Origin of the sequence: Clostridium luticellarii (assembly GCF_002995845.1) — a bacterium.
Classification (GTDB): Bacteria; Bacillota; Clostridia; order Clostridiales; family Clostridiaceae; genus Clostridium_B; species Clostridium_B luticellarii.
Window position 1 is genome coordinate 1 of record NZ_PVXP01000066.1, and the last position, 17689, is coordinate 17689.

A 17689-nucleotide genomic window follows, 5' to 3' on the forward strand; every position below is an offset into this window, starting at 1 on the left:
GGTAAAAAAATACTGATCACATTAAATAATTGTAATCAGCATCAACACACATAATATAAAATTTATTTAAAAATTTCAATAATACTTTATTATTTTATCAATTTCTTCTTTTATTGTTTTTTTAAGTTCTCCCGGCCCTAAAACTTTCGCATTACTTCCCATACTTAATATCCAGCTAACTATTTCCGTTTTTCCTGACATTATTGCTTCAAATATTATGGACTCATCATCATTCCAAATGATTTTTTGGTTTTCAACCCAAATTTTTTCACTTACTATATACGACATTGGTTTATAAATACATAATTTTAAGTTTAATTTATCATCTCTATAAATTCCGAAACTATTTTTCATATATTCTTTTAATGAAAATTTTTTATCCATCTCAAATTTAGAGTTCAATACTTTATGCTCTTTAATTCTAGATATTTTAAAATCCCTTATTTCGTTCCTCTTTTCACAAAAAGCTATTATATAAAGAGAATTTTTGTAGCTTACAATAGCATATGGATGTATTGTTCTACTACTTAGTCCAGAACTCAAAGAAAAATATTCAATATATACTTTTCTTTGAGTTATTACTGCATAATTTATATCAAGCGTTTCCTTTTTATATTTCATATTTATGTTTTCTCTAGCAGACTTTTCAAAATATTGGATACACCTTTTATTATTAGATCTATCCACAGTGCTTATTTTATCTGTTAAAATATTAAACTCTTTATAATATGGAAATTTCATACTTTTCAATTGAAGATTAGCTAAATTCAGCACAGCCAAATCCTCTGGCTTTATATTTAAATTTAATAGATAGTCGTATCCATCTAGTCTATATCCGCCATCTATACCTGTCGTGGAAGTTATATTTACTCCAGCTAGTTCAAGATCCTGTTTATATTTTCTCACTTGTCTTTCATCCACTTCTAATTCTTCAGCTATATCTTTGCATTTCATCTTACCCCTACTTTTTAAAAGTATTATCATATCTAATAAATTAGAAAATTTACTCATATTGCCAGCTCCCTAAATATTTTTTATTTATATTCTATATTAGATTGTATTTGTGAAATAACATAGATTGTGAGCTAAAATTTTAGTTTCCATCCCGGCAATAACCCCAAATAGGTAAATCTTTATTTTCATAAGGCCGATCTTGTCATCTATATTTTCAGAACTTACTTTATCATATCTATATTGTTGACCAAATCCGGAATGTCTTTTCTGTAAATTCTGCCTGAAAAAGCTTCATGGGGAAGTGATATGAATCTGGCACCAGGCTGAATAATTCTTCGATAAATAGGGTCTGCAATCACAGTTTCGGCATTTTGCAGATGCAGCATAAGGCTGTCTTCATCTTCTGCCTGAATATCCCCAGATAATAACAAATCGGATTCTGTTTCCAGAGGGCATAAAACTCTAACCTTTATTTTTCTTTCAAGTGCAAGGGCTGCAGCCAATGATTCCGAATAGATGCTTTCTCCAATAATAACTGTGCCGCCGCCGCAGATAGTTCGTTTATCATACGCAGTCTGTGATTTTCCTGTATCAATTGCCCTGTCCAGTGCTTTCATCACCACAGCTGCAAACTGATCTCCCATAGGGACGCCCACAACATAGGGGGTACCAAACTTTCTCTGCAGTTCTTTTGCAGCTGCCAATCCACTGTAGGAAACAACCAGATTCACTTCTGCAGATCCAGCCTGTTTAATTTCCTCCAGTGTACTTCCCATTGCCCATACTGATAAAACCTGGAAGCCGGCTTCGGTCAATCTGATTCTAATGCTGTCTATACTGCCGTTTACAGAATAATCTAAAGGAGTGGCCCCAAGTACATTTACACTTTTTGTTCTTTTAGGTATACCTGCCGTGGTAAATCGTTTTGCTATTTCAACAAAAGCCTGCCCGGATCCACATAGATAAGAGTGCATTCCATTCGTCTGGATACCAAATGATGGAATTCCAGTTTGATTCTCAATCAATTCTGCAATGGCACGAAAATCCGTACCTATCATCATTGGAATAGGAGTACCTGCAATGGCTATGAATTTAGGATGCAGATCATTTGCCGCACTGACAACATCCTGTATTAATTTTTCATCGTCGCCCATGATGGCTTCCATCTCGGAAAGCCCTGTAATGTACACCATGCTGTCCATATCATACCAGCGGGGCTCGTCATGGGTATTGTATGTTGAATTACATCCTGATGCATCGTGCATTACAGTCATTCCGCCCAATTCATACAATGCGGAACACACGCCTGACACATCTGCAGTGTATGTTGAAATAAATGCCGAAGTCTGTTTCATAAGCAGCAATCACACCCCAATCCTTTCATTTGTATAAGCTGACGTACATTTTTCGGACGCATAAAAGCTTCTTTCATAAGTCCGGCCAATTTGACAATTCCATCAAAACCATACATTCCACCGCCTTCTACTATATTTACAAAATATCTGCTTCCTGTAAAATAGGCAGCCTTTTGTCCTATGGCAAGGCTTTTCTCACTGCATCTTCTATCCAATATACGCATCTTTGCATGCACTGTAGCATACACTTTAATCTCAGGCTTGTTTTTTACAAGCCAATCGAAATCTGTTTTGTCCCATTCTGTAAATGAATCCACATACAACCTGTCCACATAAAATCCATTTTCTGAAAGTAATCGTGCCAATCCGGCTGGTCTTGGAACAGCTGTATAATCTATGGAAATCTTTGCACCGCCAATTACCTTTTTTGCTTCTTTTAAAGCATTTAAGGCTGCTGATTTTTCATCCTCGTATTCTTTTGGCCCAAATCCCAGATATTCATTCAATGTGTTCAAGTTTTCAGTTATCTCATCAAATCCATAGCAAAGCGGCAGATGCAAATGCTCCTGTCCTAATTTTTCTTTCAGATAATCTCCAGCTGGTATTGCGGCAGGCAGACAGGATATATTAACACCGCTTTCAGCCATAGCAAGATATTCATCATAGGTTTTGCAGAGAGTAATATCCTTCAGTTCATATCCATTTTCACGGATAATCCGTATAAGCTCGCTGCTTTCATCCGTAGGAACATTGTTACCGATAATATTGATGCTTTTTCTGTCAATCTCCAGCGGCTGAAGGATGCTGTACAGCTGACGCCTCATTGTCTGATCCGGTGTCAGTCCGCTCTTTCTCATAATGGGATTCATATAGCAGTCTGCAAAAGCCACCTCTGGATACCTTCTTCCCAGTTCATCATAAACCAGGCCCAGATCGCACCCCATAAAATGATGTATGCATACAGTATACACCAGAACTGCAGCAGGCCTCTGCGGAAGTTTTTCAAGTATATCAGATACACCTTCAATGATAAGTTCTTCCATATCACCTTCCAGTACATTGTTCTCCTGTACAGCTATAGTTGAGAGTCTGTCAGCAGCTCCCATTTCTTCTGCCGTAAGGACAACACCTCTTAAACAGTTTGCCGCACATACATATATCTGATGTGATTCTGGAATAAGCATTCCAATATGAACTATATTCCACGTCCCTCTCGCAGGAGCTCCATATTCAAGGCCGGATACAAAGGGTGCTGGAAATGCAGCATCTTTTATTGCAGTGCAGGCACCTGTTTCATCAACACGCCCTGATACCTTTATCATCTTGATATCTCCTTTCCACATATTTTCATTACAATCTCTGCCAGCTTTCTATACTGTTTTGCCATATCACTTCCCGGAAATGCTTCTATTACTGTCTTGTTCAAGGCTTCTGCTTCCTGAACTACATCACACCTGTCAAGAGTGCCAACTATTTTCGAGTTAAAATCCTCTGCCAATTCCTTTACTTTCTCATATTCATTTTTCACATTTCTCCTGTTTAAAATAAGACCTCCGAGACCTGCGTAGCCTCTGTTCTTAAAGTTATCTATGGCCATTGCAATATTGGCTGCTGCATGAATAGCCATGTTTTCCCCGGAGGTTATAATAAATACCTTGTCCGCATAACCCCTGCGCATGGGCATGGAAAATCCTCCGCACACCACATCACCCAATACATCATATATCACTACATCAGGTTTATATGCTTCATAAGCACCCTTTTCTTTCAATTTTTCCAGGGCTGCTATAATTCCCCTGCCTGCACAGCCCAATCCTGGATTTGGTCCACCTGCTTCTACACATATTACACCATTGTACCCAACTGTCACCATGTCTTCCAAAGTAAAATTTTTTTTGTTCACTCTGCTGGCCCTTACAAGTTCAAGTACAGTATTCACCTTCGTTTGTTGATGAAGTGAAACTGTGGAATCAGCTTTAGGATCGCATCCAATCTGCATGACTTTTATTCCTTCTTCAGAAAGTGCAGCTGATATGTTAGAAACTGTTGTAGACTTTCCAATGCCGCCTTTTCCATACACTGCAATTTTAATCATAATATGTTTCCTCCACATTCCAATTTACTGGTATTCACCTTTTACCGTTCTGCTTATCAGCATATTCTCGGAAGCAGTTCTCCCCCGGGAGGCGGCAGCAATGTTTCAGCACCAATTTCCGTTTTTACAATAACACGCCCTGGCATGTCTTGAGTTACCTGGCCGATAATAGCTGCATTTGAAGAATATTTACCTTTACGTAATATATCAACAAGCTCTGGTGCAATTTCTTTCGGGGCAAAAACCACAAGCCTTCCCTCACAGGCAAGATATAATGGTTCCAGCCCCAGCATGCCGCATACACCTTTTACGGCCTCTGCTACCGGTATACTGTTTGAATTCAGTCTGATTCCAACTTTGCTCTGCTCTGCAATTTCATATAATACCGTTCCTACACCTCCCCGTGTAGCATCTCTGATTACATGAATATCTTTTGACACATGGAGCATGGATTTTACTGTTTCCCACAACGGGGCACAGTCACTGGCTACATCTGCGTCAATTCCGAACTCATTTCGTGCCAGCAGGACAGTACATCCATGCCGTCCTATATCACCGGTTGCAATAATTGCATCACCGGGTTTTGCATTAAATCCTGAGGTATTGACACCATCCATGATTCGTCCTATACCTGTTGTTGTTATAAATACACCGTCAACTTGTCCTTTCCCGGCCACTTTTGTATCTCCCGCCGCTATTTTGACCCCTGCTTCTCCTGCGGTCTTCTCCATAGCTGCTGCAATTTTCTCTAAATTGTCCATTGGAAAGCCTTCTTCAATTACAAAAGCACAGGATAGATAAAGTGGCCTTGCTCCCATACAGGACAGGTCGTTTACTGTGCCGCAGATACTCAATTTGCCAATATTCCCACCCGGAAATTCCCAGGGAGAAACAATAAATCCATCTGTTGTAAATGCCAGCTTATCTCCATTGATGTTCAATACTGCAGCATCATCCGCTGTCAGATCAGGATTGGAAAAGTGAGATCTAAAAACCTGATCTATCAATTCCGATGTTTGTTTTCCTCCGGCTCCATGAGCCAGTGTAACTGTTTTATCCATTTACATTTCCTCCATACTGATAATATGCCGAACATGCACCTTCATTGGATACCATACAGGCTCCAACAGGATGCAGTGGTGTACATGCTTTGCCAAATACACTGCAATCCGACGGTCTGCATTTCCCCTGCAGCACATCACCACAGCAGCACGCCGGGTTGCTTCTTCCTTTTACCTCTGGTAGATGGAACTTGATTCTGGCATCAAACTCCCTATAAGCTTCTTTCAATTTAAGACCTGAATTTTCAATAACACCAAGGCCTCTCCATTCAGAATCACAGGCCTCCATGATTTCAGATACAATACTTTGAGCTGCTTTGCTGCCTTCCTGTGTCACAACTCTGGGGTAACAATTTTCAAAGAAACTGCCCCCCTTACGTAATCTTGTGATCACTACGGCAAGTGCCGTCATGATTTCATTTGCAGTAAAACCTGTCACTACTCCGCTGATGCCTTCTTCAGCCAGGTTCTCACAGAGCTTTGTACCTGTAATGGCATGTACATGACCTGGATATAAAAATGCATCTGCACTGTCCTTCATGGCCATATATGCTTCCGGCATGGTTTTATTTGCCGTAAGCAGTGCAAAATTTGTAAGCCCTGCACCTTTTGCCTTTTTCACCGCCAGGCAGCTGGCAGGTGTAGTTGTCTCAAATCCCACAGATAAGAATACTACCTGCTCCTCCAGATGCTTTTTGGCATACTCATAGGCATCAATAGGAGAATATACTATTTGAACTCTCCCGCCTTTTGCTCTGACCCCCGCCAGGCTCATTTCCGAACCCGGCACTCTCACCAGATCCCCGAAGGTACATATTGTTGCATTACGATCAAGAGCCAGTATAACCGCTTCATCAATAAAACCAACATCGGTAACACAAACCGGACATCCCGGTCCTGATATCAGTTCAATATTTTCCGGCAGGATCTTCCTGATTCCCAGCCTGAATATCTCATGAGTATGAGTTCCACAGACCTCCATAATTCGAATTCTGGGTCCACTGTAGGATTCAATAATCTCCTTTGCGGTTTTTTTTATCTCCTCAGCCATTATAATTCCTCCATGATTTTGTCTGTTTCACTTTTATCATCATTGGTAATTTTAGAAATGGCAATTCCTGCATGAACCATAACATAATCTCCTGGTTCCAATTCATCGATCAATTCTGCGGATACTTCTCTTTTTGCTCCTGAAGCATCAATGAGTGCCATTCCTTCCTTAATCTTCACGACTTTTGCCGGCAAACCTACACACATAGTCATACTCCTCTCCCTTTTTCAATCTGTTTATATATTTCATTGCTGCTGCTGCCTGCCCCAGTGCAATCCCGCCGTCATTGGGCGGCAGCAAGCTATGGGTTAAAACTCTAAATCCAAGTTTTCTCAAAGAATTCACAGTCATTTTCAGCAGCAGCCGGTTTTGATATACTCCGCCGCTTAATGCCATGGTATTGATTCCAGTGCTTTGAGAAGCACGTACACATCCGGCTGCAATCATTTCCGATAATTTCTTATGGAAAAAATAAGCAAGCATCTGTACATCTTTCCCAGCTAAAATTCCCTCTATGATTTTTTTCACCAAAATATCAGTTGCCAGAATCAACTGTCCATCTGAATTTTTACAAACAAGACCCGGAAGTTGAATATTATCCACATCGGAAATCCTGCTCTCGCTGCCATGGACATCATATTTTTCTTCATAGGCTTCTGCTGCAAATTCAAGAGCAGTGGAAGCTTCACCTTCAAAAGACGACTGTTTTCTAATATTCAAGACAGCACTTACGGCATCAAACAGTCGTCCTGTACTTGTGGATATTATGCTGTTTATTCTGTTGTCAGCCATCATAAACTGAACACTGCAGTTTTTTTTATCACACAATTTAAGTTTTTTTACAATTTCAGCTGCCTCTGTTCTGTCCTTATATATACCATGGATCATAGACACTGCAATCCGCCAGCCCTCCCTAGCGGATATGTCACCGCCGACCTGGACAAAAGGTTTTATACTGCCCAGTCTGTCAAATCCATCATAACCAGCTTTTAACAATTCCCCGCCCCAGATGGTGCCGTCTGTTCCATATCCCGTTCCGTCGAGGGAAACGCCTATAACCGGCCCGGGATAATCATTTTCGGCCATACAGGACAGTATATGTGCATAATGATGCTGAACCTTCAAAACAGGGATTCCAATTTCCTGTGCCACATAAGTGGTATTGTACCTGGGATGCATATCACAGGCCACAATGGTCGGGCTGATCTCAAGCAGAGTTTCCAGTCTTGCAATGGACTCCTTCAAAGCTTTTACTGTTCTTAGATCTTCCATGTCACCCACATAGGGAGACTGATAAAACAGATCATTTTTACCTATGCAAAAAGTATTCTTGAGTTCACCGCCAACTGCCAGCACTTCCCCTCTGAAGCCACTGGAAAGCATAAAGGGTAGTGGTGCATATCCTCTGGAACGCCTTATCATATAAGGTTTACCTTCAAAGAAATCCATAACCGAATCATCTGCACGAATACGGATCATCCTGTTATGTGACAATATAACATCACACATCTTTGACAATTCTGCCACCGCATCATTGTCATCTCTGCATATGGGTGCACCTGATATATTTCCGCTGGTCATGACCAGGCAATCCGGCATGACTATATCATCCTCATATGTAAATATTAAAAGCTGGACAGGAGCATAGGGGAGCATGGCCCCAATCCTTGGATTGTCAGGTGCCACAGCATCACACACCCTTCCACCTCTTTTTCTTTTAAGAAGTATAATTGGCTTCTGATGTCCATCCAGTACTTCTTTTTGAACTTCTGTAACTTCACATTCACGTTCTGCAGTTTCCATGTCCCGCATCATAACTGCAAAGGGCTTTGCCGGTCTCTTCTTCAACGTCCTGAGCCGCTGCACCGCTTCCTTGTTTCCAGCGTCACAGCAGAGATGGAAGCCTCCAATTCCCTTTATAGCTGCAATTCCCCCCTCCTGGATTATTTTTCTTGTATAAGTAATTGCAGCTTTTCCTCTCTCATTTCTTCCAATCAAGTAAACCTCAGGTCCGCATTCATTGCAGCACACGGGCTGTGCATCATACCTCCGCGTCTCCGTATGGGTGTATTCATATTCACATTCCGGACACATGGGAAATTCACTCATACTGGTGCGTACACGGTCATAAGGCATGGAATCTAAAATAGTAAGCCTTGGTCCACAGCATGTGCAGTTTATAAAGGGATGAAGATACCGCCTGTTGTTCTTGTCGAAAAGTTCTTTTATACATTCAGGACAGACGGCAATATCCGGAGATACAAAAATCTCACCCTGCTCATGTTTGCTTTCAATGATTTCAAAACCCTTAAATTTTTTGGACTCTTTCACTTCATGAACATCGATTTTCAATATTGATGAACGCTTTGGTGGATTGTATTTTAAATCCTTGAGAAAGTCCTTTAATTTATTTTCACTTCCCTGAGCCCATATTTCCACATAAGGTCCCTTGTTGCAGACACTTCCCTGTATATGGTTTTTATCTGCATGCCGGCTCACTGTAGGTCTGAAACCCACTCCCTGGACAATACCGTAGACTCTGATCAAAAGCGTTTTATACTCCTCCATCTCATATCACATCTTTCCTGAAACTGCAAAATGTGGTATGTCCACATATCTTCCCCTGAAATCAGGTATTGCACGTTTCAATATGTTGTCTCCTACAATCACATCATAATTCCCCTGTTCAACCAGGTTCACAAACTGATCCTCTTCTTTAAGAGAAATATCTCCAGCCTGTTTCAATTCCTCCTTTAACATAAACCAGGAAGCAACTGTTATATATGAATTGACATTTTTAATTATTTCATCTCTGATGGAATTTGCTATCACCTGCTGATGTATTATCAAAACCTTTTTACCTTCAAAATTTTTAAACTGTTCTCTCACTTCATCCTGCAGTATGTCTCCAATCAGTGGATAAGCAGCTTCATAGGGCGTTCCGAACCTTTGCTTTAAATACCGTGCAGCCTTCAATCCGGCAGGAGACACCACTATATTTTTAGCAGCACTCCCGGCAGCTTCTACCTCTGACAAATCCGCTCCCATACCATAGCAGCAGACATTTTTAAACCCCCCGGCCTTCAGTGCAGCTTCTATTTTATCTGCAGCTTTTAAATCACTTACATCAAGTGGAATTGCTCCAATTACACCGACGTTTTCACGCTCCACCTTCAAACCATCTTTTGCAAAGGTTTTGAAAATTTTAAGGTAGGCTTTTTCAGCTCCCGCATCATACAAATCCATACCTGTGGTCTCTATAGTAATAACAGGTATTTGAAGCTTTTTTTCCGCCATTCTCCTTATTGCATTGTAATCGGTGGCGATAACCGAAGGTACTGGAGTTCCTATCACTGCTGCAAATTTGGCTTCAATCTTTTTAGCCGTATCCGCCAGTTTTGCCACAAGCCTGTCATCACGCCCCAGTATAGCATCCATATCACGAAGGCCGGCACTAAAAATGCTGCTTTTTCCTAGAGCCCATCTGGGTTCGTCAAACCCACACACATTACCGGCACATCCCCCTGCATCACAGATAACTATAATTCCGCCCAGATTATAGAGAACAGCTGCCGCACCAGACTGATCTGGTGCAAAAGGTGGTATATATTTTCTTAATCCTTTCATTTATGCCTCCTTGTCAAAACAATCCAATGAATGTTTCAGTTCTTCAAATAATTTCTTCACACCAGCATACCCGAATGGCTGAATCTCCTGATTCCATGGTACATTTGCACAACCAGGATGATAGTAATGCGCATCACTGCCAATAGTTATATCAACCTTTTCTTCACTGCAGTCATAATAAAGCATGGTAGGCTCCAGGTTGGAATAGACCCTGGTCCTAGGACTCAGTCCGGCAATTTTTCTAACATAGACAAAATCTTCAGCAGCAGGACTGGCATATATTTCGGCTACCTTGAATCCATATCTTATAAGTGCCAGAGACAGCTCAAAAGGATTGCCATTCATAGCCTCACCTATCGCAAAGATTACATCAGGATAAACAGCCTTGAATTCCCCTATGGCTTTCTCTGCTTCGTCATAATATTTTTGATCCTCAAAGCTTGTACCAATAGCCCTGGTGAAAATCCGGTACTGATTCTGTATTTTATCTATCTGATATAGCCTTACAAGCTCTGCCGACGGAATATTCAGCCGTTTCATAATATCCTGTGCTGCAAGTCTTGCTTCCGGATTCAATACCAGATTGAAATTGGCCTCTGCCATATGTATATATTCATCAAAGTCTCTGCAGCGGGAAATTTCATTTATTTTCTTCATGCCAATATGATGCAGCAAATTATACAGCTCACAATCCTCCATAAGCGGAGCAAAATATCCCAGTATATTGACTGTATCCATCTTCTTTTTCATAGGCTCCAGCAATGAATAAATAGACTGCCTTACATGTACCATAGGAGGCTTGCGCCCTTCTCTCGTCAACGCATACATGTAGCAGGGCAGTACAGGAATATTCACCCTGTCCATGGCCTTTCTGCAGACACGCTCCATATCTGTTCCCAAAAGTGCATCAACACAGGTAATACAGATCATAACCACTGACGGCATAACCGGCATACACTTACAGATCTCCTCCACTGCCTTTGGAATATTCCTCAAATGAGCTCCAGTGACAATATCAGTTTCATCCATTATAAGATAGAACATTCTCTCACTGTATCCGCCCAGTTCACTTAATGTGGTTGTATTTCTGCCACAGCATCCAGGAGCCACTAAAAGCATAACCGACCCTGGTATTGCCAGTCCTGCACGCTTGACTCCAAATCCCCGGGCACCAGGTGAATTAAAAGAAAGAGTTGCCGGTGAACTGTAAATCAAATGAGTATTTGAAACAAGTTCTGCAGGAATATTATCCTTACCTGCTGCAGCTAAATTTTCTGCTGTAATGTAATAGGGCTCTTTTTTCATTTCATCTCCTCACCTTCAAGCAATAATTTTGCTAAGTTAAAAAAGTGCTGACTTATCGGAAGATCAGGATCTCCTTCAATAACTGTCTTTCCCATTTCCTCAAAACGATTGATATCCCCGCTTCTCGGAATATCCCCCACAATTGGAAGACCAGCTGACTCTGCAAATTCTTTTACTTTTTGATCTTCATTTTCAACATTTCTATGATTAAGTACAATGCCAAGTACTTTTGCATAGCCCCTATCTTCAAAATTCTTAACTGCACTATTTATATTATTTGCTGCATAAAGAGCCATTTTTTCACCTGAAGTAACGATGAGTACTTTTTCAGCATATCCTTCACGAATAGGCGCTGCAAATCCACCGCAGACTACATCACCTAAAACATCATAGAGCACCACGTCAGGTCTGTATGTTTCAAAGAGATCTAATTCTTCCAACAGATTAAATGTAGTGACAATGCCTCTGCCCGCACAGCCCAGACCTGGTGTAGGACCTCCGGTCTCTATGCAAAGTACACCTCCAAAACCTATTTTTGAAATATCCTCAATTTTTTCCGGCTCACTGTCAAATTCTCTCATGTAATTCATCACAGGCATCAATGATTCTCCTCCAAGCAAGTTGATGTTGGAATCTGCTTTAGGATCACATCCTATCTGAATAACCTTTTTCCCAAGCTGGGCAAAGGCCGCTGACAAATTACTGGTAATTGTAGATTTTCCAATACCGCCTTTCCCGTATATGGCTATTTTTAGCACTTTTAAACCCCCTATGAATTTCATTAATAATTGTCACATATCGGACTTTTTTCCGTATAAAAAAGCTCCTCCCAAGTTTGGGAAGAGCTTAAATGCGGTGACAATATATAAATAACGCATTAACGCAAAATTTACTTTTTTACTGCCCGCTCTTTATCTCAGGACACCTTCGCTTCAGAGTGACAAAAATATTAATTTTTAACCAACATATCAAACAGACATTTTCTAAAACTTTTACAAATCCAGTTTATCACTGAAAATTCATGCTGTCAAGAACTTATAGCTCCTACTTAATTCATTTGACTACTATTATCTCGTATTCTCGAGTACCTAAACCAATTTTCTCTGCATGGTCCAAACAGCTGCGCCATACGGCAGTTCAGCAGCGCATTGGCAGCATCATTGTCAAACACAATGGCGTCGAAATTGCACGCACCCAGGCATCGACCGCAGCCGACACAGTTTTCGTGATTAACCATCATCTTTTTGCTGATGGTATCAAACTCCAGACCACCGTTGGCACATTCCCGCTGGCATCTGCGGCAGCCACGGCACAGTGTTGGGTCTATGTGCGGCTTACCACTGCTGTGCTGATCTGTTTTCCCGGCACGGGAACCGCAACCCATACCGATATTTTTGATGGTACCGCCAAAACCAGTCATCTCATGTCCCTTGAAATGTGTAAGACTGATGAACACATCCGCATCCATAATGGCACGTCCGATTCTGGCTTCTTTTACATATTCGCCTCCTGCTACAGGTACTGCAATATCGTCGGTACCCTTCAATCCATCTCCAATTAAAATAGGACATCCTACTGTCAGTGGTGTAAAGCCGTTCTCCCATGCACATTCTAAATGTTCCAGGGCATTTTTTCGGCTGCCGGGATACATGGTATTACAATCGGTCAAAAAAGGCTTGCCACCTAATTCTTTTACTACGTCAGCCACGGCCCTGGCATAATTGGGACGAAGATAGCTGATGTTCCCCAGCTCACCAAAATGCATCTTAATAGCAACAAACTTGCCATCCATATCGATCTGTCCAATACCGGCCTTTTTGATTAATTTTTTAAGCTTAGTGGGCAGTCCGTCTCCGAAAGCCACCGTACGGAAATCTGTAAAATAAACTTTTGCTTTTTCCATTTTTTCATTCACTCCTGTTTTGAAATTGTTGTATGTGTAAAAGGAGCGTTCTGATTCATCGTTCCTTAAATAATATTATACTAGCTAGAGTTAACTCTAGGTCAATAGTTTAATAAATTTAATTTTGTAAAATGAAAAAATAAATTCACGATTCTCTTATAGTCATAGAAATTAATGTGAAAACAAATCCATACTCATTCCTGCTTCATATTATTTACTTATTTTATTATTCCAAGATTTATCATTTCTTTTTTCTCTGTTTCCGTTAAATCTTCAAAAGTTCTAAAGGTAAATTTCTGTGTTTTTAAGTATGCTATTATTTCAGGCAATGATTCCACTGTAAAATGCTTATAATAAGTGTCATGCATAAGTACTACCGCAAATTTTTTATTCTTACACTGATCTTCAACGTTTCTTTTTATTTTTTCAACAGCCACTTCATGACTATCTGCATCTCCAGAACACACATTCCAATCTACACATTTTATATCTTTATTATTTAAAGCCTCTTTTATTAAGGTCAAGTTTTTCTTACTGGCTACAAGATTAGTTGAACCTCCCGGTAATCTAGTATAGCTTATAGGCTCTTTATTTGTTATATTTTTTATTACATCTCTACACATCTTATAGTCATTAATGTAAGAATCTAAACTTTTATATATCTTTTTATAATGATGAAGCCTATTATTCCATTAGGTATCTTTGTATAATCTCTCTAAAACAAGCTAAAACTAATATGAGTCAGTGATATTTACAGATGATTTCGACATAAATGACAATATGCAAAAATCATCAATGGTCTTGAAAAATGCAGATACAATATGAGTACGCAGTTAAAAAACCAAGAGAAGGCGTTGTTGAAAATCTGCAAACAAATATGGACAGTGAGACTTAATCAAAAAATTTAGGGGGAAGCATTAATGCAGAACAGCCCGGAAAGTAAAATAACTTCATATCAATTGCTTTGCATTTTAACAGGTTCTGCTGTAGGTGTAGGACTGATAAATCTTCCAAACCAGGTAACTGAAATTGCCAGGCAAAGCGGCTGGATTTCGGTTATTATCGGAGGAATTTATCCATTGTACCTGGTATGTATAGCCGGCATGCTGCAGAAGAGATTTCCGGATAAGAACATATTGCAGCTGAGCAGAAAATTTTTGGGAACCTTTCTCGGAAATTTTTTAAATCTGATTTTTATGTTCAATTTTGTACTGTACACTACAGCTGTTGCATCTGGACTGACCATCCTTCTGACGACTTTTATAATGTATTTCATGCCACCTGTAAAGCTGCTTATATTTATGGTGTTTCTGGGAGCAGTATCCAGCTGCAGCGGGCTAGAACCTCTGGCAAATATAAATGAGGTGATCTTTGTATTCACTGTAATTATTTCCGTTATTGCAATTGCTTCGTTGGCCAAGGGAAAACTCATAAATGTTCTTCCACTGTTTGGAGTTGATATTAAATCCCTGATCAGGGCCAGTACTGAATCCTGTTTTTCCTATGGAGGAGTGGAGATAATTTTTTTACTATACCCCTTGCTGAGTGACAGAAAAAATTTTAAGAGCTATGCGTTAAAAGGAGCATTATTTCTTATAGTTTTGTACGCATCTACAACTTTTTTGACAATATACTACTGTGGAATAGACCTTATAAAAAAGTCCTACTGGGCAATGCTCCTGGCCACCAAGTCCATTGAAGTGCCTATAATAAATAATTTCAGATTTGTATACATGTTTATGTGGAGCATAATAAATTTCAAAACTATCTCCAACAATTATTTTGCCTCAGTATTTGTCCTGCAGGATCTGCTTAAAAAGTTTTCAATAAAGAAACTGTCCCTGGTCATGTATCCCCTTATGACAGCAATAGCTTCTACTTACATAAATGAAGAAGCCCGGAGAGCTTTCTTAAAATTCGCAATTCCCAAATATACTTTGTTCAATATAGCCTACCTGACTACAATATGTTGTATGGCACTTATAAAGAAGGATGGTCTAAATGAAAAAGAATAAATTTTTAATTATAATACCGCTGATGATTATGATATTTTCGTTTTTTATAACGGGAATGGAAAGTACGGATTCAATTGAAAATCTTGAAATAGTGTCTGGATTAGGTATAGATATTAAATGCAAGACAGACAATTCAATAGAGTATAGTGTACCTTTGTCTGCCTATGTATTCGACGAGTCAGGTGAAAGCAGTGAAAATACCAGGATAAGCAGTACAATAAGGGATGGTGTTGCAAGAACTTTAGGTGCAACAAGAGAGAACAGACAATCCATATCAGACAAACAGAGCATACTGGGATTTGAGAAGGTATATGTAGTAAGCGAAAACAGTGCTGTTTACGGAATAGGACCGATAATGGACATATTATTCAGAAATCCCCAGTTAAATGATACCGGTTATTTTGTAATATGTAAAGGCAGGGCAAAAGATATGCTTTCCTACAAAGTAAAGGGCTATCCAAGTTCCTCTGATTTTATAGAGGGACTTCTGAAAAATGAGTTCAATTATGCTTTTTTCCCAAAAAATACAAAAATAACAGATTTGTATACTTCTCTCCGCGTCGAAGGTGTTAATCCTGTAATACCATATATTGAGATAGGCAATGATGGTATAAAGGTATCTGGGATGGCCTTGTTTAAAGATGAACGTATGGTGGCAAGATCAGATTTTGATGACAGCAAGTGGCTTAACTTGCTGAGAAATGATAAAGGCCGCGGAATTGTAAGCCTGCAAAAGACTTCAAAAAATTATTCAGACTTTTATGCGGATTCGTCAAGAAAAGTCCATGTAGATAAAATTGATGGTAAACTTCATTTTACAATAGATTTAAGATTAAAGGGAGATATAGTTACAAACACCTATTTCAGGGATCTCTCGAAAAATAAAGATGTTAAAAGGGCCTTTGAAAAGAAAATTGATGAAAAAGTACGCAAGAATTGCTATTTGATTATAAATAAAATGAAAAATGAATATAAAATGGATTGTATAGGGCTTGGCCAGTATGCCGCAGCCAGATATGGAAGGTGGAGCAACACGGATTGGAACAGGGAAGTGCTTAATTCCAGTATAGATATAAATGTAAAAACGTCCATAAAAAGCTGGGGACGCGGCTCTTTTGAAAAATAATTTATTATATATTTTGCATAAAAGCCGCTAATAAAATATTAGATCATATATATAGATATTTTAATTTAATTTAAATTTTTGTACCATTTCATTAAGCTTTTGAGCATTTTCTGCTTGAATTTGTGCAGTTTTAGCTACTTGCTCAATTCCCTGGTTTGATTCATTTATACTTCCTTTTATTACAGCTGCATGTTCTGATGATTTTTGAGCTGTCTCTGCCATACTTTGCATAGCCTCACTTACTTGATTTATAGTTGCAGCCAGTTCTTCCGACATAGCTGCAATTTCCTCTGACATCTTGCTTACAAATTCAGCCTCATTGTAGTATTGGTTTCCCATATTCCCAAAATCCGTGAATTGTTCACCAACATTTGTACGTATGAAATTCAATATATCACTACCATTTAATGAAATATTTTTAAATGCTTCCTGTACCTTTGAAATAGTATCCTGAATACCAGTTACTGATTCAGAAGACTGTTCTGCTAGTTTTCTGACTTCTTCTGCAACTACAGCAAAACCTTTCCCTTTTTCTCCGGCTCTCGCCGCTTCTATTGCTGCATTCAGTGCAAGTAAATTTGTCTGTTCTGCTATATCTGATATTGTATCAGCCATAACCTTTATATTTGCTACAACTTTGCCATCCTCAATTGCTTTTAACATTTTTTCTCTCTTATCATTATAGACCTTTTGTGTTTCTTCAATTGCTTTGCTGCCATTCTGCTGCACAGTTAAAGCATGTTCTTTTGACTGATTTGCACTATTGCTTCCATCAAGAGACTTTTGCGAAAGTTCACTAATACTTGAATCAACTTCTTCAATAGATGCTGTAATCTCTTCAGTTGATGCACTTGTTCCCTGAACTCCTTCTACAATATTATCTACTGCACTTTGTATATCTTCAGTCTTAGAAGAAAGTTCCTCAACAGTAGCCGATAATTCTTCACTGGACGCACTCATATCCTGACAATTTTCCATTATGCTTTTAATAAGCTTTTTTATATTATTTTGAGCATTTGAAACAGCAATTATAGTCTGGCCAAATTCATCTTTTCTTGTTACCGTATAATCGTGAGATAAATCATAATTTTCAAATCTGTGTGCAAAATCAAGCATCATATTAAGTACTTTATTTATATCATTAGAAATAAACAATCCTATTAGTATTGCAAGCAATAATCCCAAAATTATTAATAT

General features: G+C 39.2%; 15 protein-coding genes and 1 pseudogene. 2 read left to right on the forward strand and 14 right to left on the reverse strand.

What is annotated here, in order from left to right:
• Nucleotides 1-75: 75 nt before the first annotated feature.
• The 13 genes and pseudogenes from CLLU_RS15155 to CLLU_RS15215 form a co-directional block, all read right to left on the reverse strand.
• Complete coding sequence (locus tag CLLU_RS15155; RefSeq protein ID WP_106010619.1) at nt 76-1011, reverse strand: helix-turn-helix transcriptional regulator; 936 nt, start codon at nt 1009-1011, stop codon at nt 76-78.
• Between the two features lie 164 nt (nt 1012-1175).
• A complete protein-coding gene (locus CLLU_RS15160) occupies nt 1176-2309 on the reverse strand; it encodes a nitrogenase component 1 (protein WP_106010620.1) in 1134 nt (377 codons plus the stop codon).
• Nucleotides 2306-3631, reverse strand: coding sequence for a nitrogenase component 1 (locus CLLU_RS15165; protein WP_106010621.1), 1326 nt, complete (start codon nt 3629-3631; stop codon nt 2306-2308). The genes CLLU_RS15160 and CLLU_RS15165 overlap by 4 nt, the downstream gene beginning before the upstream one ends.
• The gene (locus CLLU_RS15170) at nt 3628-4404 is read right to left on the reverse strand and encodes a nucleotide-binding protein (protein WP_106010622.1); all 777 of its coding nucleotides are present in this window, start codon (nt 4402-4404) and stop codon (nt 3628-3630) included. Before CLLU_RS15170 ends, CLLU_RS15165 begins: the two co-directional genes overlap by 4 nt.
• Nucleotides 4405-4460: 56 nt before the next feature.
• The gene (hypE, locus tag CLLU_RS15175) at nt 4461-5465 is read right to left on the reverse strand and encodes a hydrogenase expression/formation protein HypE (RefSeq protein WP_106010623.1); all 1005 of its coding nucleotides are present in this window, start codon (nt 5463-5465) and stop codon (nt 4461-4463) included.
• Nucleotides 5458-6516: a hydrogenase formation protein HypD gene (gene hypD / locus CLLU_RS15180; protein WP_106010624.1), complete on the reverse strand. Its 1059-nt coding sequence runs from the start codon at nt 6514-6516 to the stop codon at nt 5458-5460. Before hypD ends, hypE begins: the two co-directional genes overlap by 8 nt.
• Nucleotides 6516-6722 (reverse strand): HypC/HybG/HupF family hydrogenase formation chaperone, encoded by a 207-nt coding sequence (locus CLLU_RS15185; protein WP_106010625.1) that lies wholly within the window; start codon nt 6720-6722, stop codon nt 6516-6518. The genes hypD and CLLU_RS15185 overlap by 1 nt, the downstream gene beginning before the upstream one ends.
• Nucleotides 6685-9084, reverse strand: coding sequence for a carbamoyltransferase HypF (gene hypF, locus CLLU_RS15190; protein ID WP_106010626.1), 2400 nt, complete (start codon nt 9082-9084; stop codon nt 6685-6687). The genes CLLU_RS15185 and hypF overlap by 38 nt, the downstream gene beginning before the upstream one ends.
• 6 nt (nt 9085-9090) lie before the next feature.
• Nucleotides 9091-10143 (reverse strand): nitrogenase component 1, encoded by a 1053-nt coding sequence (locus tag CLLU_RS15195; RefSeq protein ID WP_106010627.1) that lies wholly within the window; start codon nt 10141-10143, stop codon nt 9091-9093.
• Nucleotides 10144-11448 (reverse strand): nitrogenase component 1, encoded by a 1305-nt coding sequence (locus tag CLLU_RS15200; RefSeq protein WP_106010628.1) that lies wholly within the window; start codon nt 11446-11448, stop codon nt 10144-10146.
• Nucleotides 11445-12206 carry a nucleotide-binding protein gene (locus CLLU_RS15205; RefSeq protein ID WP_106010629.1) on the reverse strand — a complete coding sequence of 254 codons (762 nt, stop codon included), beginning with the start codon at nt 12204-12206 and terminating at the stop codon, nt 11445-11447. Before CLLU_RS15205 ends, CLLU_RS15200 begins: the two co-directional genes overlap by 4 nt.
• Before the next feature lie 362 nt (nt 12207-12568).
• A pseudogene (locus tag CLLU_RS15210) lies at nt 12569-13351 on the reverse strand (DUF362 domain-containing protein); the annotation flags it as partial.
• Between the two features lie 218 nt (nt 13352-13569).
• Nucleotides 13570-13974 (reverse strand): polysaccharide deacetylase family protein, encoded by a 405-nt coding sequence (locus tag CLLU_RS15215; RefSeq protein WP_242977685.1) that lies wholly within the window; start codon nt 13972-13974, stop codon nt 13570-13572.
• Nucleotides 13975-14271: 297 nt separating this feature from the next.
• Here CLLU_RS15215 and CLLU_RS15220 point away from each other — a divergent pair, with 297 nt between their 5' ends.
• Both CLLU_RS15220 and CLLU_RS15225 read left to right on the forward strand, forming a co-directional pair.
• On the forward strand, nt 14272-15366 hold the full coding sequence (locus tag CLLU_RS15220; RefSeq protein WP_106010630.1) for a GerAB/ArcD/ProY family transporter: 1095 nt from the start codon (nt 14272-14274) through the stop codon (nt 15364-15366).
• Nucleotides 15353-16492, forward strand: coding sequence for a Ger(x)C family spore germination protein (locus CLLU_RS15225; protein WP_106010631.1), 1140 nt, complete (start codon nt 15353-15355; stop codon nt 16490-16492). The genes CLLU_RS15220 and CLLU_RS15225 overlap by 14 nt, the downstream gene beginning before the upstream one ends.
• A 60-nt stretch (nt 16493-16552) precedes the next feature.
• Here CLLU_RS15225 and CLLU_RS15230 read toward each other — a convergent pair.
• A partial coding sequence (locus tag CLLU_RS15230) for a methyl-accepting chemotaxis protein (protein ID WP_106010632.1) occupies nt 16553-17689 on the reverse strand: 1137 nt, incomplete at its 5' end.